Here is a 23,329-nt window from a genome sequence, read left to right on the forward strand (position 1 = left end):
TCGATGCCGTTGCATGATCCACCGCATCCCGGAGAGTCGCTGCGCGAAGACATCCTGCCGGCGATCAGCATGTCGATCAGTGCGCTGGCGCAGCATCTTGGCTATTCGCGCGGACAGCTGTCGACCATCATCAACGGGCACGCTGGCATCTCCGCGGAACTTGCATTCCGCCTTGAGCTTGCAGGTCTGGGCAATGCCCGCATGTGGCTGGCGATGCAGGCGGCATACGACCTGTGGCAGGTCGAGCATCGAGCGCATCCACCGATTGCCCGTCTGTATCCTGAGGATGCAGTGAGGATAGAGCGGTAGATCTACGCCATGCGTGGATGAGAAAAAGGGGACGGAGGGGATTAAGTCGTTTATGCACAAACGACTTAATCCCCTCCGTCCCCTTTTTTCAGGCGGTGCGTGCCAGTGCGAGGCGCAGCAGTCGCGCGTCCAGGCGTTCGGCGAAATCCTTGGGTGCCTGCAGGTCCATGCGCTGCAGGTACACCGCATCGCCGTCGCCAGCCGGTTGCCGCAGCGCCGCCCAGACCGTGCGCAGCTTGTCGCCGCGGGTCTGCGTGTTGGCCTTCAGCCAGCCCAGCGCTTTCACCAGCACCTGCTCGATCTCGTTGAAGTCGCTGCCCAACGGATAGTCGGGCAGGCTGCCATCGACGCGGAACGGTGCCAGTGCCGCGGACAGTGCCTGCGGCGTGTTGCGCTGCTGGCGCTCCGGATCCGGTTGCGTGGCCGCCAGCAGCTTGCGCGAGGCGTGTGCCTGCTGCAGCAGGCCGCCCTGGAACGGGGCCTCGGTGATTGCGGTCATCGCATGCACGCAGTCCTCGTCGGTCAGGCCGCGCAGGTCGGCGATGCCGTATTCGTTGAGGTAGATGTCGCGCAGGTGGCGTGGGATGGTGGTGTGCCCGTAGTTCCAGCGCACGTTGGATTCGCGCTGACCCTTGTCATCGCGCGCGGCGCGGAACATCAGCACGCTGCGCGCTTCCGGCAGCGCATGTGCCATCGCCACGAAGTTGTACTGACCACCCACGCCGGACACCACACGTCCATCATCCAGCGCATCCGACACCGCCGCGCCCAGCGCGGTGGCCATCATGCAGGAGTTGAAGAAGCGCGCGTGGCGGCGCTGCAGGCGTTCCAGTGTCTCGTTGCCACCGTACAGCTGGTTGATCTCGCTGATGCGGCGCATGCCGATCGCACGGCATTCGTCTTCCGGCAGCGTGCGCAACCACTCGTAGAACTCCGGCGAGCCCAGGTAGAAGGCGCCATGCAGATACTCGCCCTCGGCAGCCAGGGTGGCGTGGTCGATGGACAGCGTGCTGCCGTTCTCGATGCGTTGCATCAGCGCCAGGTCATCGTGCACCTTGCGCTTGATCACGCCGGTCTGCACCAGCCGGCGGAAGCCCTCGTTGAGCATTTCGCTGCAGCCATACAGGCCGACCTCGAACGGATCCAGTCCGCCGATTTCCTGCACCAGCGGGTGGCCGGCCAGCTGCGGATCCAGCGCGTGCAGCACGCGGCGGTAGCGGGCGTTGTCGGTGTGGCGCAGCACCAGCGCATGGCTGAGCGCGTCGGCCAGCGTGCCGATGCCGATCTGCAGGGTGCCGCCGTCGCGCACCAGTGTGCTGGCATACAGGCCGATCGCGTAGTCGGCATCGCCGACCGGCTGCCGCGGCAGCCCGAACAACGCCGGGTACGGTGGTGGCGGGGTGATCACCAGATCGAAGAACGACACATCGACCGTGGCCGAGCCACCCAGGTAGGGTAGCTGCGGATCGATCTCGGCGATCAGCAGCGGACGAGGCAGCCCGCGAGCGGTCATCGCATCCAGCGTGTCCTGGGTGATGTCGTTGTTGCACGACAGCGAGAGCCGCCGGTCGTTCGGCCGCATCGCCACCTTCTGCACGATCACCTGCGGCGCGCGCTGCGCCACCGCATCGGCGGCGTGGGTGTAGTTCAGGCTGGTATAGCTGGACTGCGCCTGCCGCGAGCCGAGCAGGGCGCCGGACTGCATGTAGAACTCTTCCACCTGCACATGTGCCGGCAACGCGTCGCGCGCGATCGCATCGGCATAGGCCAGGCGCGGGAAATCGTCGCCGAAATGGCGCTGCGCGAACGGCGCCATGAAGCGCGCTTCCAGGCCGTTGCCGCGCGCCTTCGGCGGGTTCAGCGACAGCGCGGTATACAGCTGCAGTGGCCGCGACGGATCGTGCTCGACGCGTGCGTAAAGGGCATTGAGCAGCCGATGCGGCTTGCCCAGTGCCAGCGGTGCCCCGATCCGCAGCGGCCCGTCCACGCGCGCAAACAACCAATCGACGGCGGCGTCCAGGTCGGTGAGGTGTTCGGTCATGCGGGGCGGTCCTGCGTGTGGGGGAGTGCGGGCATTACAGCATGTCGGGCTTGAACCGCCGTCGACGGGAGACTTCGGCGCCAGACACCATGAACTGCCCATCGCCCCGGTAATGCATCGTGCGCGGCAGTTTCGGCCGGGGCGCAACATGGGCGCGCACGATTTCCCAGATGAACAGGTTGTTCGACGCCACCTGGCTGTCGTCGTACAAGCGGCATTCGAAGCACGAATGGCATTGCCCGACCAGCGGTGCACCGACCTCGCGCGCCGGCAGCGCATCAAGCTCGAAACGGGCGAATTTGTCGACCTCGCGGCCGCTGCAGTTGCCGATGTCCACCACGGTATCGAGCAGTTCCACCCCCGGCACATTGATCACGCACTCGCCGCTGCCACGCGCCAGCGCATGGCTGTGGTTTGCGTCCCACAGGAAGGTGGCGACCAGCGAAGGCGAGAAGCCCATCACCATGTGCCAGCCCATCGTCATCAGGTTGCGCTGGCCGCGCCAGGCGGTGCTGACCAGCACGACCGGCCCGGGTTCGAGGAAGCGGCGGGCCTGCTCGACCGGGAATTCCTTCTTGGGCAGCGCTTTCATCCGGGGCCTGGGGCGGGAGGAATCGATGCTGGCGCAGCCGGGATGAACCTGGAGTCGAGGGGCTTGACAGACGATTCGATTACGCGCGTAATCAGGTCGTCGATTACGGATGTAAACCATGACCCCGATCAGCGAAGCCGAAGCCGTTGTGATGGAGGTGCTATGGCAGCAGGCACCGCGTAGCGCCGATGACGTGGTCGCCGCACTGGCCCACCGCGACTGGGCCGAGCCGACCATCAAGACCCTGCTCAACCGCCTGCTGACCAAGGGCGCGATTACTGCCGAGCGCGATGGCCGGCGCTACCTGTACCGGCCGCTGCTGCAGCGGCAGGCCTGGGTGGAGGCGCAGAGCCAGGACTTCATTGGTCGTGTCTTCGAAGGGCGCGTTGCGCCGCTGGTTGCGCACTTCAGCGAACGGGGCCAGTTGAGTGCGCAGGACATCGCCGAACTGAAGAAACTGATCCAGGAGCTGGACCATGACTGAGCTGCTCGATGGGCTGTGGCAGGCCAGCCTGTGGCTGGCGGTGGGCGTGGTCGTGCTGGCGGTGCTGCGACCCTTGCTGGTGCGGCTGGGGGGCGTGGCGTTGGCCTACCGCAGCTGGTGGCTGCTGCCGTTGCTGCTGCTGGCACTGATGCTGCCGTTGCCGCAGGTGGCACTTCTGGAGCATGTGCCAACGCTGCCGCTGAAAGTGGTACCCGGCGCCGTCGAAGGCATGGCAGGGCAGTCGTTGCCGTGGGCCGGGCTGTTGCTGCTGGCATGGATGCTGGGGGCGGTCCTTTGTCTGCTACGCGATCTACGTGCGCAGCGGCGCTTTGAACGTGGCATGGGCCAACTGTGTGCACGCGCCGATGGCAGCTGGCAGGCCAGCGCCGACCCGGGCCTGCCCGCGCTGGTCGGCCTGTGGCGTCCGCGCATCGTGGTAGGCCCGGATTTCGACCAGCAGTTCACCGCACAGGAGCAGGGCCTGATCCTGCAGCACGAGCGCAGCCACCGTCGCAATGGCGATCACTGGGCCAATGGGGCGCTGCTGATGGCACGCGCGGTGTTCTGGTTCCATCCGCTTCTGCCATGGGCTGCACGCCGCTTCCTGCGGGACCAGGAACTGGCCTGCGATGCCCGCACCATTGCCCCGCAGCCTGCGCTGCGCGGTCTCTACGCCAGCACGCTGCTGAAGGCGCAGCTGGTCCATCCGGTTGCGCCAGCGGTCTGCCATTGGCGCAGCCAACCCGTGTTGAAGGAGCGTATCGCCATGTTGAAGCAGTCCAAGCGGAAGGCATTGCCGTGGGTGTCGGGGCAGGTGCTGGTGGTCGGGTTGTGTCTGGGAATGGGCGCGGTGGCGTGGGCCAGCCAGGGCGGTGCAGCCGCAGACGGCCAGGCAGGGGCCGCCATGGATCGCGAGATAGAGGTCGAGAAGATGCCGCCGCCGTCCTATCCGAAGTCCGCGTTCGAACAGCGCCAGGTGGGCGTGGTGAACCTGCGCGTGGAAGTGGATGCCAAGGGCCATCCGACTGACGTCCAGGTGCTCAGCGCAACCAATCCGGGTGTGTTCGATGCGGTGTCGATCGCCGCTGCGCGAAGCTGGACCTATCGTCCGGCGATAAAGAACGGAAAGCCCGTTGCAGGGGCTGTGAAGATTCCGATCACCTATGCCATGGACAACACCGAGGACTCCCAGTGAAGACCGCGCCGCTGTTGATGATGGCGGCGCTGTTGGCAGGATGCGCGACCCAGGATCGCCTGACCACCGTTGATACCCGCAGCGAGAATGTCGGCCATCAGCGCCTGCAGCCGCAGGCCGGTGGCGGCAGCGGGCAAGTGCAGACGTACTCGCTGGGCGCGAGCGAGGGCTACCGGATGCCGCAGTTGTACGCGGCGCCGGATCCGGAGGTCGGTGATCGTGACCCGCGTGCGGAGCTGGCACCGACCACCATCTGCCTGCAGGTGGTGGTTGATGCACAGGGCAGTGTCGAACGCAGCGTGCCGCTGACCGATCGCCCTGAGTGCGCGGCAGGTGCTGCAGGCGAGAATGCGCCCCTGCTGCAGGCGGCGCAGGAAGCCGTGGCGATGTGGAAGTACTCGTCCGCAGCGGTCTGCCACTTCGCGGCTGGCAAGGTGCCTGCCGACCGTGGCGACTGTCGCGGCGCCGAGCGCGTCGAGCCGGTGGCGGTCACCCTGCAGTATGCCTTCACCTTCGAGATCGTGAAGGGACAGCACGTGGTGCGTACGCAGGGAAAATGACCGCTTGCGATGACCGGGGCAGCGCCGGGCCATGCCCGGCGAGCGCAGCGGCGTGGGTCAGGCCCCGCCCTGGATGTTGGCCTTCACCGCGGGCTGCATCAGCTTGGGTTCTTCCAGCGTCGCATCGCGTGCCTGGCGCACGCTGACGAACTCCGCCTCGGCCACGCCGTCATGCACGTGGATGTTGTGTGCGCGCTGTTCGCCGATGGTGGTTTCGTTGGCGAATGCACGACCACCCGGACCGTAGTCGTGGCAGACGAACACGCGCGTCGCATCGGGCAGCGCCAGCAGGCGCTGGATCGAACGGTACAGCTGCGCGGCATCGCCACCCGGGAAATCGCAGCGGGCGGTACCGCCGTCGGGCATGAACAGCGAGTCACCGGTGAACAGCGCATCGTCGATCAGGTAGGCGATGCTGTCGCTGGTATGGCCGGGCACGGCGATCACCTGACAGCGCAGTTCGCCCAGAGCAAAAGTTTCGCTATCGCTGAACAGGTGATCGAAGATGTCATCGGCCGCCGGAAGTTGCAGCCCATAGCGCGGTGCGAAGGTGGCCTGCACCGCGCGGATGCCTTCGCCGATGGCCAGCGTGGCCTGCGGGAAGCGCTCCTTCAGGCGGCGCCCGGCCGACACATGGTCGGCGTGGGCGTGGGTTTCCAGCAGCCAGCGCAGCTGCAGGTCCTGTTGTTCGATGGCCTGCAACGCGGCATGCAGCGGCGCTTCACTGCTGGCGTCGGTATCCGGGTCGTAGTCCAGGACCGGGTCGATCAGCGCTGCCTCGCCGCTGGCCGGGTCGCTGACCAGATAGCTGAAGGTGTTGCTGTCACGGTGGAAGAACGACTGCACCTGGACCGGCATCGGAACTCTCCTCAGCGCGTGCCGAGCACGCGGTTCAGCAACTGCGCCAGGTTCTCACCGGCCAGTCGCAGCTGCGCTTCGGCCAGCGGCCGGTAGCGCTCGGTGTATTCGTCACCGATTTTACGCGTGGCCGGATAAACGCCAGCTTGCATGGAAATGCGGCAGCTGGCTTCGGCCCACGTCTGCGGGTCGTGCTGCGGGTTGGACTGGCGCGCCAGCTTCGGCGCGCGCTGGCTCTGCAGCAGCGGGAGATAGCCGGCGTCGTCCAGCTTGCGGGTGTTGAGCATGCCGCTGTCCCACAGCGAGTGCAGGTTGGTACCGCGGTTGCCGAACTGCAGCTGGAAGTCGTTGCCGCCCTTGTCGTGGGCGTAACCGGCGTGCATCGGCTGGTGGATGTCGCCGACCAGGTGCACGACGAACTTCAGCGCCTGCAGGCGCTCGCCGTCGGTCAGGCTGCGGTCGCCGAGGATGGCGCTCTGTGCCTTCAGGGCCTCGACGATGCAGTTGCCGTTCTTGCAGTGCTTCGGTGCTTCGTAGTGGCAGTTGTCTTCGGCGATGTTGACGTAGTGCCAGCCGGCCGAGCGACGGCCCAGGCCCGGGTCTTTGGCGCGCAGCTGGTCGGCCCACGGCGCGATGCTGGCCAGCGTGGCATCTGGTTCGGTGGCCAGCAGGCGGTCCACTTCGGCGCGGGCGGTGGGGTTGAGGCGGGCGTCGGCGACTTCGGCGACCAGACGGTGGCCTTGCGCGCCCCAGGCATGGGCGGGGGCGGAGACGGACAGCAGGGCCGGCGCCAGGGCGGCGGCGAGGAACAGGGAGTGCAGGGCTTTCATGCGCACATTCTAGCGGGGTAGGTGGATTGAAGAGCGGCGCGTTCCTGTTCCGAAGTGGGAGCGCAGCGGGAGGGGCGGCGGGACACGCCGTAAACCCATCCATGGGGGCTCGATGGCGCCATCCATGGCACCAACGGTCCCGCCGCCCCTCCCGCTGCGCTCCCCTCCAAACATGCCCGCGGAGGCGGATGCAAACGTCAAAGGCAACATCAAAAACAAATGCAGGATCAGAATCGGCCTCCTGCAATTACAGGCAATCATTGCGCCTCGGATGCACGGGTTCTGCTATTGCCTTTGCTTGAGCTGGCACGCGCGCGCAGATGGGAAGGGTGGAGAGGGTGGGGTGATCGGGACCGTTCGCCGCATGGATGCGGCGATCAAGCCTACAGGGACGTATTTACGGCGTGTCCCGATCACCCCACCCTCTCCGCCCAATTCCAGATGCCGGTGCTTTTCGCGCAAACAAAAAAAGCCCCGGCAATCACCGGGGCAACATGCTGCGAGGGTTTTGCGTGTAGCGGGGGAGCGGGGGCGAAGCCCCCGCGCTCAACACGCCGCCTTAGAACTTGAAGACGTACGAAGCGCCGTAGACCAGCGGATCGATGTTGACCGTGCCGATCTTCTCGCCGTTCAACTTCACCTTGCTGTCGATGTCGATCCAGCGCATGTCCACGCGCAGTGCGCCCTTCTCGCCGATCGCGAAGTCCACGCCCGCATGCGCGGCCAGGCCCCACGAATCCTGCAGCTTCAGGCGGCTGTCCTTCAGCGCACCGGTGGTGTCTTCGCTGAAGAAGGTCGTGTAGTTCACGCCCGCACCGATGAACGGCGACACCTTGCCCTTGCTGTTGAAGTGGTACTGCACGGTCACCACCGGCGGCAGCTGCTTGGTGCTGCCCACGCGGCCCAGGCCGTTGATGTTGATGTCGTGCTTGAACGGCAGCGCGGCCAGCACTTCGACGCCCAGGTTGTCGGCGATGAAGTACTCACCGGTGATGGTCGGCTTGACGTCGTTGTCGACGTCGACCTTCAGGGTGTGGTTGGCCAGCCAGCCGTTGTTCGACTTCGGGGCCACCTGGTGCACGCCGGCGGAGAGGGTCCAGTCGCCCTTGGACTGGGCCATGGCCGGGGCGGCGGCGAGGGACAGGGCGGCGGCCAGGCTGGCCACGATCAGGGGGGAGGTCTTGCGCATGGGGGTGATCTCGTTGCTGGGTGGATGCAGCCAGTCTCGGCCTCACATCGCGCTAACGCTTTGATCCGGATCAAATCCTGTCCGCCGGCCTGCTGCCTGCCGGGGCTGGCCGGCGGTGGCCAGCCCCGGTTTGCTAGACTTGTGGGCCCTATCCATCCCGCCGCACCCGTCGCGGCCGCAGGAGCTTGAGAACATGGCAATCAAGGTTGGTATCAACGGTTTCGGTCGCATCGGGCGTAACGTCCTGCGCTCGGCGGTGCTGAACTTCGGCGACGACATCGAAATCGTGGCCATCAACGATCTGCTGGAGCCGGACTATCTGGCGTACATGCTCAAGTACGACTCCGTGCATGGCCGTTTCAAGGCTGACGTGGCGGTGCAGGGCAACGACCTGCTGGTCAACGGCAAGAAGATCCGCCTGACCCAGGAACGCGACCCGGCCAACCTGAAGTGGAACGAAGTGGACGTGGACGTGGTGATCGAATCCACCGGCCTGTTCCTGACCAAGGAAACCGCGCAGAAGCACATCGATGCCGGCGCCAAGAAGGTCATCATGTCGGCCCCGTCGAAGGACGACACGCCGATGTTCGTCTACGGCGTGAACGACAAGACCTACGCCGGCCAGGCGATCGTCTCCAACGCGTCGTGCACCACCAACTGCCTGGCCCCGCTGGCCAAGGTCATCAATGACAAGTGGGGCATCAAGCGTGGCCTGATGACCACCGTGCATGCGGCTACCGCTACCCAGAAGACCGTCGATGGCCCGTCCAACAAGGACTGGCGTGGTGGCCGCGGCATCCTGGAGAACATCATTCCGTCGTCCACCGGTGCGGCCAAGGCCGTCGGCGTGGTCATCCCGGAACTGAACAAGAAGCTGACCGGCATGAGCTTCCGTGTCCCGACCTCGGACGTGTCGGTGGTCGACCTGACCGTCGAGCTGGAAAAGGAAGCCACCTACGCCGAGATCTGCGCTGAAGTGAAGGCACAGAGCGAAGGCCCGCTGAAGGGCATCCTGGGCTACACCGAAGACAAGGTCGTGGCCACCGATTTCCGCGGCGAGACCTGCACCTCGGTGTTCGACGCCGAAGCCGGCATCGCCCTGGACGGCACCTTCGTCAAGCTGGTCACCTGGTACGACAACGAGTGGGGCTACTCGAACAAGTGCCTGGAAATGGCCAAGGTCGTCGCCGCCAAGTAAGGCTGGCCAAGATCGCACGCGGACCCCGGCCTGGCCGGGGTTCGTCGTTTATGGGGCCAGCCCTGTCGTAGCATGGGGCGGTCGACCGCTGCCGCTGGGGCGCGGGATTGCAATGGAAGCATGCAATGGAAGCATTGATAGCCCTGGTGGTACTGGTTCTGCTGGCCATCCCGCTGCTGCTGGTGGTAGCGCTGGTGATGATTGCCGGCCTGCGCCGCCGTGTGGCCGCGCTGGAAGGTGCCTTGGCCGCCGCGCCGGCCGCCCGCCCGGCTGCAGCCGAGCCTGCGCCGGAACGGGCTGCGCCCATGCCTGCGCCTGGCGCCGATCCGCCGTTCCTGCGGCCGGTGGCGGCTGCCGCGCCGCCTCCCCCCCAGCCAACGCCGCCGCCGGTGCACGAACCGGTGCCTGCGGCAGCGGAGGCGCCGCGCCCGGTCGCACCACCGCCGGTGCCTTCCGTGCCAGTGCAGCCGCCGTTGCCTTCCGAACCGACGCTGCCGAACTTCATCGAGCGCGGCATCGGAGCGGTCAAGCGCTGGTTCACCGAGGGCAACGTGCCGGTCAAGATCGGCATGCTGGTGCTGCTGGCCGGTGTTGCCGCGCTGTTGAAGTACGTCAGTGACCAGGGCTGGCTGGTGCTGCCGATCGAGCTGCGCCTGGCCGGTGTCACCGTGGGTGCGCTGGGCCTGCTGGCGTTCGGTTGGCATCAGCGCGAGCGCCGGCGCTTGTTCGCACTGGCGCTGCAGGGCGGTGCCATCGGCGTGCTGCTGCTGACCATCTTCGCCGCGTTCAAGCGGTTCGAGCTGCTCAACCCCGGGTTTGCCTTCGCCAGTTCGATCGCGCTGGTGGCCGGGCTGTGCGTGCTGGCGGTGGTGCAGAACTCGCGCACGCTGGCGGTGCTGGGCATCCTCGCAGGCTTCATGGCACCGCTGTGGCTGTCCACCGGCAGCGGCAACCACGTGGGGTTGTTCAGCTACTACGCGGTGCTCAACGCCGGCATCTTCGCCATTGCCTGGTTCCGGCCGTGGCGCGCGCTGAACCTGCTGGGCTTCGCCTTCACCTTCGGCATCGGTACGTTCTGGGGCGTGCTGCAGTACGCGCCGGACAAGTTCAGCAGCACCGAGCCGTTCCTGCTGCTGTTCTTCGCCTTCTACCTGCTGATCCCGCTGCTGTACGCACGCCGGCAGCCCGCCGGGCGGCGTGACCTGGTCGACGGCAGCCTGGTGTTCGGTACGCCCTTGGTCGCCTTCTCGCTGCAGGCCGGCATGCTGCACGAGCAGCCGATGACGCTGGCGCTGTGCGCACTGGGCCTGGCGGCGATCTACGCCGTACTGGCGCGGGCACTGATTGCGCGCGCGTCGTACACCGTACTGGCGCAGTCGCATGCGGTGCTGGCGGTGGGCTTCGCCACGCTGGCGGTGCCGCTGGCCTTGTCGGCGCGTGCCACCGGCGCGGTGTTCGCGCTGGAAGGTGCAGGCCTGGCCTGGCTGGGCCTGCGCCAGAAGCGCTGGCTGCCGCAGGTGTCCGGTGCGTTGTTGCAGATGGGCGCGGCGTTCGCTTTCGTGGCCGGTGGCGATCACTGGCATGAGGACCTGCGCTTCCTGCTCAACCCGACCGCGATCGGTGCACTGCTGCTGGCCGTTGCCGGCTTCGCGTCGGCCTGGAGCTACCAGCGCAGGCAGCGCCACGAGATTGCCCTGGTCTACTACCTGTGGGGCCTGCTGTGGTGGTTGGGTGGCCTGGTGCACGAGATCACCCGGTTCTTCCCGTACCGCACCGAAGTGGATGCACTGCTGGTGCTGGCTGCCGTTACCGCATGGCTGGCCGCCGAAGTACAGCGGCGCCAGCCGGCGCGTGCGCTGGGGGTGACCGCACTCGCGATGCTGGCGCTGGGCTTCCCACTGGCGCTGATACAGAGCGACGCGCACCATCAGCCGTTCGCCGGCTACGGCGCGCTGGCCTGGGCGGTGTTCGCGGTGCTGGGCGTGCGCACGCTGCTGTGCCTGCGCCAGGGCGGCAATACCGTGGCACGCATCGCGCAGTTCCTGTGGTGGCTGCTGTGGCCGTCGCTGCTTTCGCTGCTGGCCCTGTGGGGCGGTGGTGAAGCCGGGCTGGCACAGGGCTGGACCACGTTGCTGGTGACGCTGCCGTGGCTGCTGATGGCGGCGCTGTCGCTGTGGCGCTGGAATGCGCTGCGCTGGCCGCTGGGTGCAGCGTTCGACCGCGTGCGCCAGCCGCTGCAGTGCGTGCTGTTCGGCCTGTTGTCGATCGGCTGGCTGTCCGGCCAGCTGCTGCCGGGCGATGCCGCGCCGCTGCTGTGGCTGCCGGTGTTGAATCCGGCGGAGATCGGGCAGTGGCTGAGCCTGCTGCTGCTGGCGCGTTGGCTGTACAGCGATCAGGCGCCGCAGGCGCTGTTGGGTATCCGCATGCCGCTGCTGTCATTGGCAACCTTCGTCGCGCTGACCAGCGTTGTGCTGCATGGCGTGCATCAGTGGGGCGGCCTGTCGTGGAACGCGTCGATGATGCGCTTCAGCCTGGCGCAGACCAGCCTGACCGTGCTGTGGAGCGTGCTCGGCGTGATTGCCTGGGTGTGGGGCTCGCGCCGCGGCCAGCGCGTGTTGTGGATGGTCGGTGCGGTGCTGATGGGCGTGGTGCTGGCCAAGCTGGTCATCGTCGATCGCCAGCACCTGGGCAACCTGCTGGGCATCGCATCGTTCATCGCCTACGGCCTGCTGTGCACGGTCGTGGGTTATCTGGCACCGGCACCGCCGAGCGCGGCGCCGACCGTGGAGGAAAAACAATGAAGACGTGGAGCAGGGCGCTGCTGCCGGCGATGTTCGGCATGCTGGCCGCCGTCACCGCACAGGCCGCCGATTACCGTACCCAGTACGCCGAGCAGTGGCCGCTGACGTTGTCCAGCGCACAATCGGGTGCCTACCGTGTCGTGCTGGAACCGGCGATCTACCGTCGCGCCGGTAGTGCGGACCTGGGCGATGTGCAGGTGTTCAATGCCGCCGGCCAATCGTTGCCGTCGGCCTTGCTGGCGCCGGACCAGCCGCTGGCACAGCCGCCGGTGCAGCGTGAGCTGCCGTGGTTCGCGTTGCCGCCGCTGGCCGAAGCGCAGCGCAACGACCTGCAGTTGCTGACCGAGCGCGATACCGATGGTCGCGTACGCCGGGTCGAGGCGCGTGTGGGTGGTGGTGCGGTAGCGAACGGGCAGGGCGGTTGGCTGATCGATGCCAGCGTGCTCGGCCAGCAACCATTGGCGGCACTGGTGCTGGATTGGGCGGATAGTGGCCAGCCGTTGCAGGCACAGGTGCAGCTGGACGTCAGCGACGACCTGCAGCACTGGCGTGCGATTGGCCGCGACATTCCGCTGGTGGATCTGCAGCGCGCCGGCAAGCGCCTGCTGCAGCGCCGTCTGCAGGTGGATGGTGAAGCGCGCTATCTGCGTGTGCTGGCGCAGGGCGATGCCCGTCTGCCAACGTTGCGCAGCGTACTGGCCGAGCTGCCACCGGCACCGGCCACACTGCCGTGGGAGTGGTTGTCGCTGGAACCGACCTCGAAGCGCAAGGGCGAATACACCTTCGAGATGGATGGCCGCTTCCCGGCGGCGCGTGCTGACGTGGCCAGCACCGACAACAGCCTGGTGCAGTGGACATTGTTCAGCCGCGATGACGAGAGCGCGGAATGGCAGCGCCGCAGCGCACCGTGGATTGCCTACCAGCTGCAGCAGGGCGCCCAGGGCCAGCGACAGCAGTCCGCCGCCCAACCGCTGGGCGGCATCCACCGCGACCGTTACTGGAAGCTGGTGGCGAATCCGGCTGAAACGGCGACGGCTCCAATCCTGCGTCTGGGTTATCAGCCGGAAGTGCTGGTGTTCCTGAGCCAGGGCGCGGCGCCGTATGCGCTGGCGGTGGGCAGCTCGACTGCGCGCCGGATGGAGGCGCCGATCGGTGTGCTGATCGAGGAGCTGCGGCAGCGCAATGATCCGTCGTGGCAGCCGACGCTGGCGCGCCTGGAAGGCAGCCCGGAGCCACTGGCCGGTGAGTCGGCACTGAAGCCGCAGCACGACTGGAAGTCGTGGCTGCTGTGGGCGTTGCTGGGGCTGGGTGTGTTGGTTGTTGGCGGCCTGGCGGTCAGTCTGCTTCGGCAGAAGCCGGCGCCTTCGGCGTAGGTTCCGGCGAACGGCGCAGCCCCTCGTGAGTGGGGTTGGTCGTGCAAAGCAAAAGCCGCGCTTGGCCGGGCGGGGTAGGTTCGCGGGGGACGCCGCAAGTACGTCCTTGTAGGCTTGGCAGCCGCATCCATGCGGCTGACACCCCCGCGAACCCACCCCGCCCGGCCTCTGACAGTTTCCGTGTGCGTCCACCCACGGAAGAGGAAAAAGAAAAGCAAGAGCGGAAGCGGGTCGCTTCGCTCGACGGCCATCGGGGTCAGATCCGTTTTCCGCAGGAAAACGGATCTGACCTCTTCGTTCTTCATCCGACACCACACACTGCTTGTGCCTTTGCCATCCGCTCCGCCTCATGAACCTTTCGAGGCCGGGTGGTGTGGGCTGGCAGGGGTATCCGCGCCATGGATGGCGCGGCTAAGCCCCCCCGGCCGGATTCACGGCCTCCCCGGCCCGCCCACCCAAACCCGGCCCCGCCCCAGCATCACGAAGCGCCAGCGCTTTGGCCGTTGCCGTTGCTGTTGCAGTTGCCGTGCGCCTCTGCCTGCCGCAGGCATCGGCCCTCCCACCACCCGCACCCGATACAATGGCCGTCTGCCGTACCCCGGCATCCCGTCCCTGAGCCAAAGAGTTGCCCATGTCCATCGTCCGCATGACCGACCTCGACCTCTCCGGCAAGCGCGTGCTGATCCGCCAGGATCTGAACGTGCCGATCGAGAATGGCCGCATCACCTCCGAACAGCGCATCACCGCTTCGCTGCCGACGCTCAAGCGCGCGCTGGAGCAGGGCGCGGCAGTGATGGTCACCTCACACCTGGGGCGCCCGAAGGAAGGTGTGTGGAGCGAAGCCGATTCGCTGTCGCCGGTGGCCCAGCGCCTGTCCGAGCTGCTCGGTCGCGAGGTTCCGCTGGTGCGCGACTGGGTCGACGGTGTCGACGTGCAGCCGGGCCAGCTGGTGCTGCTGGAAAACTGCCGCATGAACGTCGGCGAGGGCAAGGACGATGAAGCCCTGTCGAAGAAGTACGCCGCCCTGTGCGATGTGTTCGTGATGGATGCCTTCGGCACCGCGCACCGTGCGCAGGCCTCGACCCATGGCGTCATCCGCTTCGCCCCGGTCGCGGCCGGGGGCCCGCTGCTGATGGCCGAGCTGGACGCGCTGGCGCAGGCGTTGGATGCACCGGCCAAGCCGCTGCTGGCCATCGTCGCCGGCAGCAAGGTCAGCACCAAGCTGGAACTGCTGGCCAACCTGGTCGGCAAGGTCGATCAGCTGATCGTCGGTGGTGGCATCGCCAATACCTTCATCGCTGCCGCCGGCTACAACGTCGGCAAGTCGCTGTACGAGCCGGACCTGCTGGACACCGCGAAGAAGATCGTGGCCGATGCCAAGGCGCGTGGCGCCGATATCCCGCTGCCGGTGGACGTGGTCACCGCCAAGCAGTTCATGCCGGACGCGGTTGCCGAAGTGAAGGCGGTCGACGCCGTTGCCGAAGACGACCTGATCCTGGACATCGGCCCGCAGACCGCGGCGCAGTACGCGCAGCTGATCGGGAAGGCCGGTACCGTGGTCTGGAACGGTCCGGTCGGTGTGTTCGAATTCGAGGCCTTCAGCAAGGGCACCGAAGCGCTGGCCCGTGCCATCGCCAGTTCGCCGGCATTCTCCATCGCCGGTGGTGGCGACACCCTGGCCGCGGTCGACAAGTTCGATATCGCCCAGCAGGTCAGCTACATCTCCACCGGTGGCGGTGCGTTCCTGGAATTCCTGGAAGGCAAGACCCTGCCGGCGGTGGCCGCACTCGACGCGCGCGGCGCATGAGTGCCGATCGCAGCAAGGATGTCCTGTTCTTCGACCTGGACGGCACGCTGATCGATTCGCAGGTGGGTATCACCGCCTGCATCGCCTATGCGCTGCAGAAGATGGACCATCCGGTGCCACCGCAGGAGACCCTGCTGGGCTGGATCGGTCCGTCGCTGCGCACCACCTTCGCGCCGCTGTTCGGTGAACCGGCGCGGGTGGAACAGGCGGTGGGCTACTACCGTGAGCGCTTCGACGTCGAGGGCTGGCGCGAGCACACGGTGTACCCGCAGGTGGAAGACACCCTTCGCACGCTGCATGGTCGTGGCCATCGCCTGGCGGTGGTCACTGCCAAGAACGAGCCGCACGCGCGCCGCATCCTTGCCCACCTGCCGTTCGGTGGGCTGTTCGAGGAGATCGTCGGTTCAACCCTCGATGGCTCGCGCAGCCACAAGCCGGAACTGGTCGGTGAGGCGCTGCGTCGGCTGCAGGTGCAGCCCGCGCAGTGCTGGATGATCGGCGACCGCCGCATGGACATTGAAGGCGCGCGTCACCATGGCCTGCGCAGCGTCGGTGTGTTGTGGGGCTTTGGCGGTGAGGCCGAACTCACCGAAGCCGGTGCCGGGCAGCTGGCCCGTGAACCGGCGCAGCTGGAAACGCTGCTGGCGTGATGCGCCGTTGATCGGTAGCGCCGGGCCACGCCCGGCGCCACCACCACCCTGCGCCAGCGTATGTCCGGCCGATGTCCGTTCGATGACCCGCGAAGTCAGGCAGCGCAAGGCTGTAACCGTATACATGCGGCGTGAAGGATGTGCTAATTTCCGTTCTTTATCGGGAGAGGCCCATTCACCATGTTCGAGCGTCAGCGTCGCACCAAGATCCTTGCCACCCTCGGTCCGGCCACTGATCCGCCGGGCGTGCTGGAGGATCTGTTCCGCGCCGGCGTCAACGTGGTGCGCCTGAACTTCAGCCATGGCGATCCCTCCGGCCAGGCCAAGCGTGCTGCCGAAGTGCGCGCTGCCGCGGCCCGCGTGGGCGTGGAAGTCGGCATCCTGGCCGACCTGCCGGGCCCGAAGATCCGCATCGAGCGCTTCGCCGAAGGCAAGGTACAGCTGAAGGCGGGCAACCGCTTCGACCTGATCGCAAGCACCAGCGCCGGCCCGGGTGACGCCACCCAGGTGGGCGTGAGCTACCTCGGCCTGCCGCAGGACGTGGGTCCGGGCGATGTGCTGCTGCTCGACGACGGCCTGATGCAGCTGCAGGTGGTGGAAGTGCAGGGCGAACGCATCATCAACACCGTACTGAACGACGGTGTGCTGTCCGACCGCAAGGGCCTGAACAAGCAGGGCGGCGGCCTGTCGCTGGGCGCGCTGACCGAGCGCGACAAGGAACTGATCGGCATCGTCGCCAAGATCGGTGTCGACTTCATCGCCGTGTCGTTCTGCCGCAATGCGCAGGACATGAACGACGCGCGTGAGATCGCCCGCTCGCACGGCTGCGATGCCGCGCTGGTGTCGAAGATCGAGCGCACCGAGGCGATCGAGAACCTGGAAGAAATCGTCGAGGCCAGCGACGTGGTGATGGTGGCCCGTGGCGACCTTGGCGTGGAAATCGGCGATGCCGAACTGCCGGGCTTGCAGAAGAAGATCATCAAGGCCTCGCTGGCGCAGAACAAGGTGGTGATCACCGCCACGCAGATGCTGCAGTCGATGGTCGAAAGCCCGATCCCGACCCGTGCCGAAGTGCTGGACGTGGCCAACTCGGTCATCGACGGTACCGACGCGGTGATGCTGTCGGCCGAGACCGCTGCCGGTGCCTGGCCGGTCAAGGCGGTGGAAGCGATGGCGCGCATCTGCCTGGGTGCAGAGCGCCAGTTCCAGACCGAGACCGACTTCAACGCCTCGCCGCGCAACCTGGAACGTGCCGACCAGGCCATTGCCATGGCCACCATGTTCCTGTCGCAGCACGTGGGCGTGCGCGCGATCGTGGCGATGACCGAATCCGGTGGCACCGCCCGCTACCTGTCGCGTTTCCGCGCCAAGGCGCCGGTGTTCGCGGTCACCCGCCACGACGGTGCACGCCGCCAGATGGCGCTGATGCGCGATGTCTACCCGATCAACTTCGACAGCCGTGGCCTGACCCCGCGTGAAGCCGCACGCGGCAGCATCCGCCTGCTGGTGGAAGCCGAACTGCTGCAGGCCGGTGACCGCGTCGTGTTCACCAGCGGTGAGCACATGGAAACCCTGGGCGCGACCAACACCCTGCGCCTGCTGGAAGTGGGCGAAGACGGCCGCGCCAGCGGCCTGGGCGACCTGTAAGTATTGTTGGCCTGGGGTCGGAGCCGCGTTGCGGATCCGACCCCGGGGTCAGATCCCCGAACGGGCTCTGACCCCATGCCGCAGGACATCCCTTGTCCGGTGCGGACATTGGAATCGTTTCCAGACTGCCCTGCACGTCGGTGCAACGGGCGGCGGGGCTATACTTACGTTTTTCCCGCACCCGCCACAGGAAGTACATGAGCATCGAACAGCTGGCTGAAACCGCCCAGGCCATGGTTGCCCCGGGCAAGGGCATCATCGCGATCGACGAATCCACCGCTACCATCGCCAAGCGTTTCGCTGGCGTCGGTATCGAGAACACCGAGGAGAACCGTCGTGCCTACCGCGAACTGCTGCTGACCACGCCGAAGCTCAACGAGCACATTTCCGGCGCCATCCTGTTTGACGAAACCATCCGTCAGTCGACCAAGGACGGCGTGCCGTTCGCCAAGTACATGGCCGACCACGGCATGATTCCGGGCATCAAGGTGGACAAGGGTGCGCACCCGCTGGCCGGCTGCCCGGGCGAGCTGGTGACCGAAGGCCTGGACGGCCTGCGCGAGCGCCTGCAGGAGTACTACAAGCTGGGTGCGCGCTTCGCCAAGTGGCGTGCGGTGATCAACATCGGCGAAAGCATTCCGTCGGGCACCTGCATCGAGTCCAACGCCCACGCGCTGGCCCGCTATGCCGCCCTGTGCCAGGAATGCGGCCTGGTGCCGATGGTCGAGCCGGAAGTGATCATGGACGGCGACCACGACATCGAGACCTGCTACGAAGTCACCGAAGCCACCCTGCGTTCGCTGTTCGATGCCCTGTACCAGCAGAACGTGCTGCTGGAAGGCACCATCCTGAAGGCCTCGATGGTCATCTCGGGCAAGGGCTGCGATGAGCAGGCCGACGTCGAGGAAGTGGCCGAGTCGACCGTGATGTGCCTGAAGAGCACCGTGCCGGCCATCCTGCCGGGCGTGGTGTTCCTGTCCGGTGGCCAGAGCGACGAGCAGTCCACCGAGCATCTGAACGCGATGAACCAGCTGGGCAACCTGCCGTGGCCGCTGAGCTTCTCCTACGGCCGCGCCATGCAGCAGGCCGCGCTGAAGCTGTGGGCCAAGGACATGAAGGGCAACTACGCTGCCGCCCAGAAGACCGTGTACGAGCGCGCCAAGGACAACGGCCTGGCCGCGCTGGGCAAGTGGAACGGTTGATCCGTCCCATCGCAGGATGAACAGGGCAACGCCGGCATCACGCCGGCGTTTGCTTTTGCGGGTATCTTTTCCGCCCCCACGCACCGGGCCGGTGTGCGGGACATACATGGAAGGCCAAGGAGAAAAAACATGCGTTTGGCAGCAATCACACTGGCCGTCGCCACGGTCCTGATCGCCGGCGGTTGCAACCGCATCGGTGGCGGTGGTGACGCAGGCAAGGCCGCGTCGCTCGATTTCGACAAGCCGGTGTCCGGCGAGATCACCTCGCGCAGCGGCATCAACTTCAACGACGGCAGCCATCATCAGCTGTACCAGATCAAGCTGGAAGACAGGGAACTGGTCGGCCTGAAGCTCACCGGCGCACTGACCGGTTCGATCGCCGTGTTCAACAACGGCAGCCTGGTGTCCACCAGCAATATCGGTTACGAACGCGAAGGCGATGTCTCGCTGGCCTTCCGTGCCAACGGTGGCGGCACCTACCAGGTGGCGGTCAACGCCAACGGTCCGAGCGCCTTTGGTCCGTACCGCCTGCGCGCCGAGAAGCTGAAGCCGTACGACGGCAAGCCGCTGGTGGGCAGTGGTGAGATCGTCGATATGCTGGCCAGCAACTCGCAGGACTACACCCTGCAGGTGGAGAAGGCGGGCCTGTACGAGATCCGCCTGGTCTCGGATGTCTTCGATCCGGTGCTGAAGCTGTCCGGCCAGGGCGTGGATGCCGAGAACGATGATGGCGGCGACAGCACCAACTCGCGCCTGAACCTCTCGCTGAAGCCGGGCAAGTACACCCTGACTGCACGCGGCCTCGGCGACGGCGTCAATGGCATGTTCACCCTGTCGGCCACCCGCATCGAACTGCCAGGCAACCTGGTGGATCGCGATGGCACGGCACTGCCGAAGTCGGGCAGCGCGTACACCATGCTGGACAACGAAGGCCGCCGCCGCTTCCTGCTGACCCTGGATCGTCCGGCCGACGTGCGCCTGGATGCGATTTCCAGCCAGGTCGATACCGTGCTGCGCGTGGTCGGCGGCGCCGTCGAGCTGACCGACGACGACGGTGGCAATGGCACCAATGCACGCCTGGAAGAGACGCTGCCGGCCGGTCACTACACCGTCGACGTGTCCAGCCTGAACAACGGTGCGGGCCTGGTGGAAGTGCGCGTGCAGGTCGAAGGTGCCAGCGCCGACGGTGCTGCCGCCTCGGCCGCACGCGCCGCTGCGGATGCAGCTGCTGCCGTGGCCGATGACGCCGCTGCTGCGGTGGAAGCAGCCAGCCGTTGATGTGATCCACACGTAGCGTGGATGACCTCAAGGCCGCAACGGGAAAGGCCGGGCAATGCCCGGCCTTTCCTTTTACCGGAAGCGCTGCGGTTCAGTGCGCAGCGGCGAAGCCCGCATCGCCCAGAGGCGGCAGCATCGACCCGCGCGGTTCGTTGTCCGTGCTTTGTCCCGCGGCGCTCAATGCCTGCTGGTAGGCCTTCGCCGTAGCAGTGTTGAACGCCACCAGCACGATGCGCATCGGCTGTGCATGGCTGCGCTGCCACGCCAGTGTTTCCGTCACTGCGATCTGCGCGGCCTGGTACAGCGGATAGCCATACACACCGCAGCTGATCGCCGGGAACGCGATCGACTTCACGCCCAGCGACTCGGCCAACTGCAGCGATTTCCAGTAGCAGTTGGCCAGCAATGCCGGTTCGTCGCGCTGGCCGTCGTGCCAGACCGGGCCCACCGTGTGCAGTACATGCCGCGCAGGCAATGCGTAAGCGTCGGTGGCGCGCACTTCGCCGGTTGGGCAACGCACGCCCGGACGCAGCTCCGGCAACTGCTCGCACTCGGCCAGCAATGCCGGCCCGGCCGCGCGATGGATCGCGCCGTCGACGCCGCCGCCGCCGAGCAGTGTTTCATTGGCCGCGTTGACGATCGCATCCACCGCCAGGGTCGTGATATCGCCCTGCCAAACTTCGATCTTCATGCGTCCGTCTCCTGCCTGTGAGGTGTTCCGCGCAGCATCTGCGCCGGCTGTTCCCACGGTAGGGGACAGGGCATCGATACTGCGTCATGACCGTCTCACGCGCTGCGATCCGACGGCCTTCACGCACGATGGCGGGCGACGCCTTCACGCAGGCTGAAGCAGAAAGGGCTCAGAGCTTTTTCCCGCACGGAAAAGGCTCTGACCCCTGCGATCCATGGTTCTGGCAAACCGGGTCAGAGCCCTTTCCCTGCAGGAAAGGGATCCGACCCGATGCATCACGGCAGGCCGGCCAGCCAGTCGTCGTCGGAACCCTCATTCACATCGGCGAACAGCGGTGTGGAGAAATAGCGCTCGCCGGTATCGGGCAGCATTGCCAGGATCACCGAGCCCGGTTCAGCGCGGGCGGCCACGTCCAGCGCGCTCGCCACGGTGGCGCCGGCGGAAATGCCGACGAAGATGCCTTCCTCCGCAGCCAGGCGACGCGCGGTGGCGATCGCGCGGTCATCTTCGACCGAGACCAGTTCGTCCACCACATCGCGGTTGAGCACGTCCGGCACGAAGTCCGGGGTCCAGCCCTGGATCTTGTGCGGCTTCCAGTCATCGCCCTTCAGCAGCGCGGCGCCGGCCGGTTCGGTGGCGATGATGCGGGTCTGCGGGCGCGCGACCTTCAGCACTTCGCCCACGCCGGTAAGCGTGCCACCCGTGCCCCAGCCACTGACGAAGTAGTCCAGCCGCTTGCCGGCGAAGTCGCGCAGGATCTCGGCGGCGGTGGTGTTGCGGTGATAGGCCGGGTTGGCCGGGTTGGCGAACTGGCTGGCCAGGAACCAGCCGTGCTGCTCGGCCAGTTCGGCCGCCTTGCGCACCATGCCGCTGCCGCGCTCGGCGGCCGGGGTCAGGATCACCTTGGCACCATAGGCGCGCATCAGCTTGCGGCGCTCCACCGAGAAGGTCTCGACCATGGTGGCCACGAACTTGTAGCCGCGCGCGGCGGCGACCATCGCCAGTGCCACGCCAGTGTTGCCTGAAGTGGCTTCGACAATGGTGTCGCCCGGCTTGAGCAGGCCGCGTGCCTCGGCGTCGAGGATGATCGCCAGCGCCAGACGGTCCTTCACCGAACCGCCCGGGTTGAACGACTCGACCTTGGCGTAGACGCTGACCTGCGCGGGCGCCAGGCGCTGCAGCCTGACGATGGGGGTGTTGCCGACGGTATCGAGGATGGAGTCGTACAGGGCCATGGAAGCGCTCCGGAAACGGGGCCGCGCCGGGCTTCGGCGGGCGAAGGGGAGGGCTGGCTGTTCAGGCCAGCGGCTGCCGGCTGACCGTAGCGCCGGCATATGACGCCCGGAAATGACCAGATACCTTTCTTAAACAACCTTTGGTTATAAGCTGGTGACGGCAATTGACCCTAGAGTGGACCTCCGCCCCACGCCGCCTGCCTCCCATGACGCTGACCCAGCTGCGCTACCTGGTTGCCATCGCCGACGCCGAGCTGAACATCACGCTGGCCGCCTCGCGCGTGCACGCCACCCAGCCCGGCCTGTCCAAGCAGCTCAAGCAGCTGGAGGACGAGCTGGGTTTCCTGTTGTTCGTGCGCAAGGGCCGCAGCCTGGAGTCGGTCACCCCGGCCGGCACCGAGGTCATCGCCCGCGCTCGTGCGGTGCTGGCCGAGGCCAACAACATCCGCACCTACGCGGCCAACCAGCGCCGCGAGAGCCAGGGCCAGCTGATCCTGACCACCACCCACACCCAGGCGCGCTTCGTGCTGCCGCCGGCGGTGGCAGCGATCAAGCAGGCCTATCCCCAGGTGAGCGTGCACCTGCAGCAGGCCGGCGAAGCCGACGCGCTTGACCGCTTGAACCAGGGTGATGCCGATATTGCGATCATCAGCACCGCTGGCGGTGAGCCCACCGATGGCATCGCGGTGCCGCTGTTCCGCTGGCGACGCCTGGTGGTGGTACCGAAGGGCCACCCGCTGGACCGCGCCGGCCGCGCCCCAGACCTGGCCGCGCTGGCCCGCCAGCCATTGATCAGCTACGAATCCTCGACCCGGCCGAATTCCTCGTTGCAGCGCGCCTTTGCTGCGAACGGCCTGGTGCCGGATCTGGCGCTGACCGCGCTCGATGCCGACCTGATCAAAACCTACGTGCGTACCGGTCTGGGCGTGGGCCTGCTGGCGGAGATGGCGGTCAGTTCCAACGACGAAGACCTGAGGTCGTGGCCGGCCCCGGAGCCGATCACTGAGTGCATTGCCTGGGCGGTGCTGCCTCGCGATCGCGTGCTGCGTGATTACGCGCTGGAGCTGGTGCACGTGCTGGCACCGCAGATCGATCCGCGTGATCTGCGCAGGGTGCTGGATGGCAACCAGGCGGCGGCGTGGCCGGTGCCACCGACGTGGGAGTCACTGACCCAGACCATCACGGTGTGAGGTGGGTCGAGCAGGGCGTGCCGCCCTGCACCCGCGGTAGTGCCGGCCGCTGGCCGGCAACCTCAGAAGCAACATCAACATCAAATGCGGGTTTCCTGTGGGATGGCGGGGCGGTGTGGGCAGGCAGGACACGCCGTAAACCCATCCATGGGGGCTCGATGGCGCCATCCATGGCGCCAACGGTCCTGCCTGCCCACAC

The 23,329-nt window shown here is 66.8% G+C and carries 20 protein-coding genes; 13 read left to right on the top strand and 7 right to left on the bottom strand.

Annotated features, from left to right (window positions below):
• Window positions 1-3 precede the first annotated feature (3 nt).
• The gene (locus V3B64_RS19375; RefSeq protein ID WP_329914727.1) at window positions 4-309 is read left to right on the top strand and encodes a HigA family addiction module antitoxin; all 306 of its coding nucleotides are present in this window, start codon (window positions 4-6) and stop codon (window positions 307-309) included.
• Window positions 310-397: 88 nt separating this feature from the next.
• Here V3B64_RS19375 and V3B64_RS19380 read toward each other — a convergent pair whose 3' ends face one another.
• A complete protein-coding gene (locus V3B64_RS19380; protein WP_329914729.1) occupies window positions 398-2,350 on the bottom strand; it encodes an acetyl-CoA hydrolase/transferase C-terminal domain-containing protein in 1,953 nt (650 codons plus the stop codon).
• A gap of 34 nt (window positions 2,351-2,384) precedes the next feature.
• Window positions 2,385-2,942 (bottom strand): flavin reductase family protein, encoded by a 558-nt coding sequence (locus tag V3B64_RS19385; RefSeq protein WP_049461815.1) that lies wholly within the window; start codon window positions 2,940-2,942, stop codon window positions 2,385-2,387.
• 118 nt (window positions 2,943-3,060) lie between these two features.
• On the opposite strand from V3B64_RS19385, the gene V3B64_RS19390 reads away from it, so the two are divergent.
• Genes V3B64_RS19390 through V3B64_RS19400 form a run of 3 tightly spaced genes read left to right on the top strand, consistent with a single transcriptional unit; the run spans window position 3,061 to window position 5,181 of the window.
• Window positions 3,061-3,426, top strand: a complete 366-nt coding sequence (locus V3B64_RS19390) for a BlaI/MecI/CopY family transcriptional regulator (protein ID WP_014648244.1) — start codon at window positions 3,061-3,063, stop codon at window positions 3,424-3,426.
• Window positions 3,419-4,621 (top strand): TonB family protein, encoded by a 1,203-nt coding sequence (locus V3B64_RS19395; RefSeq protein ID WP_329914730.1) that lies wholly within the window; start codon window positions 3,419-3,421, stop codon window positions 4,619-4,621. Before V3B64_RS19390 ends, V3B64_RS19395 begins: the two co-directional genes overlap by 8 nt.
• Entirely contained in the window at window positions 4,618-5,181 is a 564-nt protein-coding gene (locus V3B64_RS19400; protein WP_032127863.1) for a hypothetical protein, read from the top strand. The genes V3B64_RS19395 and V3B64_RS19400 overlap by 4 nt, the downstream gene beginning before the upstream one ends.
• A gap of 57 nt (window positions 5,182-5,238) precedes the next feature.
• Here the strand turns inward: V3B64_RS19400 and V3B64_RS19405 are convergent, their stop codons facing one another.
• The 3 genes from V3B64_RS19405 to V3B64_RS19415 all read right to left on the bottom strand — a co-directional run bounded on the left by V3B64_RS19405 (window position 5,239) and on the right by V3B64_RS19415 (window position 8,058).
• Window positions 5,239-6,039 carry an MBL fold metallo-hydrolase gene (locus V3B64_RS19405; protein ID WP_329914731.1) on the bottom strand — a complete coding sequence of 267 codons (801 nt, stop codon included), beginning with the start codon at window positions 6,037-6,039 and terminating at the stop codon, window positions 5,239-5,241.
• 11 nt (window positions 6,040-6,050) lie between these two features.
• Window positions 6,051-6,869: a S1/P1 nuclease gene (locus tag V3B64_RS19410; RefSeq protein WP_329914732.1), complete on the bottom strand. Its 819-nt coding sequence runs from the start codon at window positions 6,867-6,869 to the stop codon at window positions 6,051-6,053.
• A 559-nt stretch (window positions 6,870-7,428) separates the two neighbouring features.
• A complete protein-coding gene (locus tag V3B64_RS19415) occupies window positions 7,429-8,058 on the bottom strand; it encodes an OmpW family outer membrane protein (RefSeq protein WP_329914733.1) in 630 nt (209 codons plus the stop codon).
• 193 nt (window positions 8,059-8,251) lie between these two features.
• On the opposite strand from V3B64_RS19415, the gene gap reads away from it, so the two are divergent.
• From gap to V3B64_RS19455, 8 genes are all read left to right on the top strand, one after another.
• Window positions 8,252-9,256, top strand: coding sequence for a type I glyceraldehyde-3-phosphate dehydrogenase (gap, locus tag V3B64_RS19420; RefSeq protein WP_032127866.1), 1,005 nt, complete (start codon window positions 8,252-8,254; stop codon window positions 9,254-9,256).
• A 125-nt stretch (window positions 9,257-9,381) separates the two neighbouring features.
• On the top strand, window positions 9,382-12,057 hold the full coding sequence (locus tag V3B64_RS19425; protein ID WP_121504471.1) for a DUF2339 domain-containing protein: 2,676 nt from the start codon (window positions 9,382-9,384) through the stop codon (window positions 12,055-12,057).
• On the top strand, window positions 12,054-13,430 hold the full coding sequence (locus tag V3B64_RS19430; protein ID WP_329914735.1) for a DUF3999 domain-containing protein: 1,377 nt from the start codon (window positions 12,054-12,056) through the stop codon (window positions 13,428-13,430). Before V3B64_RS19425 ends, V3B64_RS19430 begins: the two co-directional genes overlap by 4 nt.
• A 631-nt stretch (window positions 13,431-14,061) precedes the next feature.
• Window positions 14,062-15,237 (top strand): phosphoglycerate kinase, encoded by a 1,176-nt coding sequence (locus tag V3B64_RS19435; protein ID WP_121504472.1) that lies wholly within the window; start codon window positions 14,062-14,064, stop codon window positions 15,235-15,237.
• Window positions 15,234-15,887: an HAD hydrolase-like protein gene (locus V3B64_RS19440; RefSeq protein WP_049463104.1), complete on the top strand. Its 654-nt coding sequence runs from the start codon at window positions 15,234-15,236 to the stop codon at window positions 15,885-15,887. Before V3B64_RS19435 ends, V3B64_RS19440 begins: the two co-directional genes overlap by 4 nt.
• 180 nt (window positions 15,888-16,067) lie before the next feature.
• A complete protein-coding gene (gene pyk, locus V3B64_RS19445; protein ID WP_032127871.1) occupies window positions 16,068-17,534 on the top strand; it encodes a pyruvate kinase in 1,467 nt (488 codons plus the stop codon).
• A gap of 197 nt (window positions 17,535-17,731) precedes the next feature.
• Complete coding sequence (locus tag V3B64_RS19450; protein ID WP_010481439.1) at window positions 17,732-18,736, top strand: class I fructose-bisphosphate aldolase; 1,005 nt, start codon at window positions 17,732-17,734, stop codon at window positions 18,734-18,736.
• Window positions 18,737-18,865: 129 nt separating this feature from the next.
• Window positions 18,866-20,014, top strand: coding sequence for an ABC transporter substrate-binding protein (locus V3B64_RS19455; protein WP_329914736.1), 1,149 nt, complete (start codon window positions 18,866-18,868; stop codon window positions 20,012-20,014).
• Window positions 20,015-20,105: 91 nt separating this feature from the next.
• Here the strand turns inward: V3B64_RS19455 and V3B64_RS19460 are convergent, their stop codons facing one another.
• Both V3B64_RS19460 and cysK read right to left on the bottom strand, forming a co-directional pair.
• Window positions 20,106-20,705 carry an O-acetyl-ADP-ribose deacetylase gene (locus V3B64_RS19460; protein ID WP_032127873.1) on the bottom strand — a complete coding sequence of 200 codons (600 nt, stop codon included), beginning with the start codon at window positions 20,703-20,705 and terminating at the stop codon, window positions 20,106-20,108.
• A 275-nt stretch (window positions 20,706-20,980) separates the two neighbouring features.
• On the bottom strand, window positions 20,981-21,940 hold the full coding sequence (cysK, locus tag V3B64_RS19465; protein WP_032127874.1) for a cysteine synthase A: 960 nt from the start codon (window positions 21,938-21,940) through the stop codon (window positions 20,981-20,983).
• Window positions 21,941-22,146: 206 nt separating this feature from the next.
• On the opposite strand from cysK, the gene V3B64_RS19470 reads away from it, so the two are divergent.
• Window positions 22,147-23,130, top strand: coding sequence for a LysR family transcriptional regulator (locus V3B64_RS19470; RefSeq protein ID WP_043403003.1), 984 nt, complete (start codon window positions 22,147-22,149; stop codon window positions 23,128-23,130).
• Window positions 23,131-23,329 lie beyond the last annotated feature (199 nt).

Origin of the sequence: Stenotrophomonas sp. SMYL86, assembly GCF_036320025.1 — a bacterium.
In the GTDB taxonomy this organism is placed as follows: domain Bacteria; phylum Pseudomonadota; class Gammaproteobacteria; order Xanthomonadales; family Xanthomonadaceae; genus Stenotrophomonas; species Stenotrophomonas maltophilia_A.

Coding starts and splice junctions, on each gene's coding strand:
- V3B64_RS19450 (WP_010481439.1), top strand. CDS start 17,732: ATGAGCATCGAACAGCTGGCTGAAACCGCCCAGGCCATGGTTGCCCCG.
- V3B64_RS19410 (WP_329914732.1), bottom strand. CDS start 6,869: ATGAAAGCCCTGCACTCCCTGTTCCTCGCCGCCGCCCTGGCGCCGGCC.
- V3B64_RS19385 (WP_049461815.1), bottom strand. CDS start 2,942: ATGAAAGCGCTGCCCAAGAAGGAATTCCCGGTCGAGCAGGCCCGCCGC.
- V3B64_RS19425 (WP_121504471.1), top strand. CDS start 9,382: ATGGAAGCATTGATAGCCCTGGTGGTACTGGTTCTGCTGGCCATCCCG.
- V3B64_RS19455 (WP_329914736.1), top strand. CDS start 18,866: ATGCGTTTGGCAGCAATCACACTGGCCGTCGCCACGGTCCTGATCGCC.
- V3B64_RS19390 (WP_014648244.1), top strand. CDS start 3,061: ATGACCCCGATCAGCGAAGCCGAAGCCGTTGTGATGGAGGTGCTATGG.
- V3B64_RS19395 (WP_329914730.1), top strand. CDS start 3,419: ATGACTGAGCTGCTCGATGGGCTGTGGCAGGCCAGCCTGTGGCTGGCG.
- V3B64_RS19470 (WP_043403003.1), top strand. CDS start 22,147: ATGACGCTGACCCAGCTGCGCTACCTGGTTGCCATCGCCGACGCCGAG.
- pyk (WP_032127871.1), top strand. CDS start 16,068: ATGTTCGAGCGTCAGCGTCGCACCAAGATCCTTGCCACCCTCGGTCCG.
- V3B64_RS19440 (WP_049463104.1), top strand. CDS start 15,234: ATGAGTGCCGATCGCAGCAAGGATGTCCTGTTCTTCGACCTGGACGGC.
- V3B64_RS19380 (WP_329914729.1), bottom strand. CDS start 2,350: ATGACCGAACACCTCACCGACCTGGACGCCGCCGTCGATTGGTTGTTT.
- V3B64_RS19435 (WP_121504472.1), top strand. CDS start 14,062: ATGTCCATCGTCCGCATGACCGACCTCGACCTCTCCGGCAAGCGCGTG.
- V3B64_RS19460 (WP_032127873.1), bottom strand. CDS start 20,705: ATGAAGATCGAAGTTTGGCAGGGCGATATCACGACCCTGGCGGTGGAT.
- V3B64_RS19405 (WP_329914731.1), bottom strand. CDS start 6,039: ATGCCGGTCCAGGTGCAGTCGTTCTTCCACCGTGACAGCAACACCTTC.
- V3B64_RS19375 (WP_329914727.1), top strand. CDS start 4: ATGCCGTTGCATGATCCACCGCATCCCGGAGAGTCGCTGCGCGAAGAC.
- V3B64_RS19415 (WP_329914733.1), bottom strand. CDS start 8,058: ATGCGCAAGACCTCCCCCCTGATCGTGGCCAGCCTGGCCGCCGCCCTG.
- gap (WP_032127866.1), top strand. CDS start 8,252: ATGGCAATCAAGGTTGGTATCAACGGTTTCGGTCGCATCGGGCGTAAC.
- V3B64_RS19430 (WP_329914735.1), top strand. CDS start 12,054: ATGAAGACGTGGAGCAGGGCGCTGCTGCCGGCGATGTTCGGCATGCTG.
- cysK (WP_032127874.1), bottom strand. CDS start 21,940: ATGGCCCTGTACGACTCCATCCTCGATACCGTCGGCAACACCCCCATC.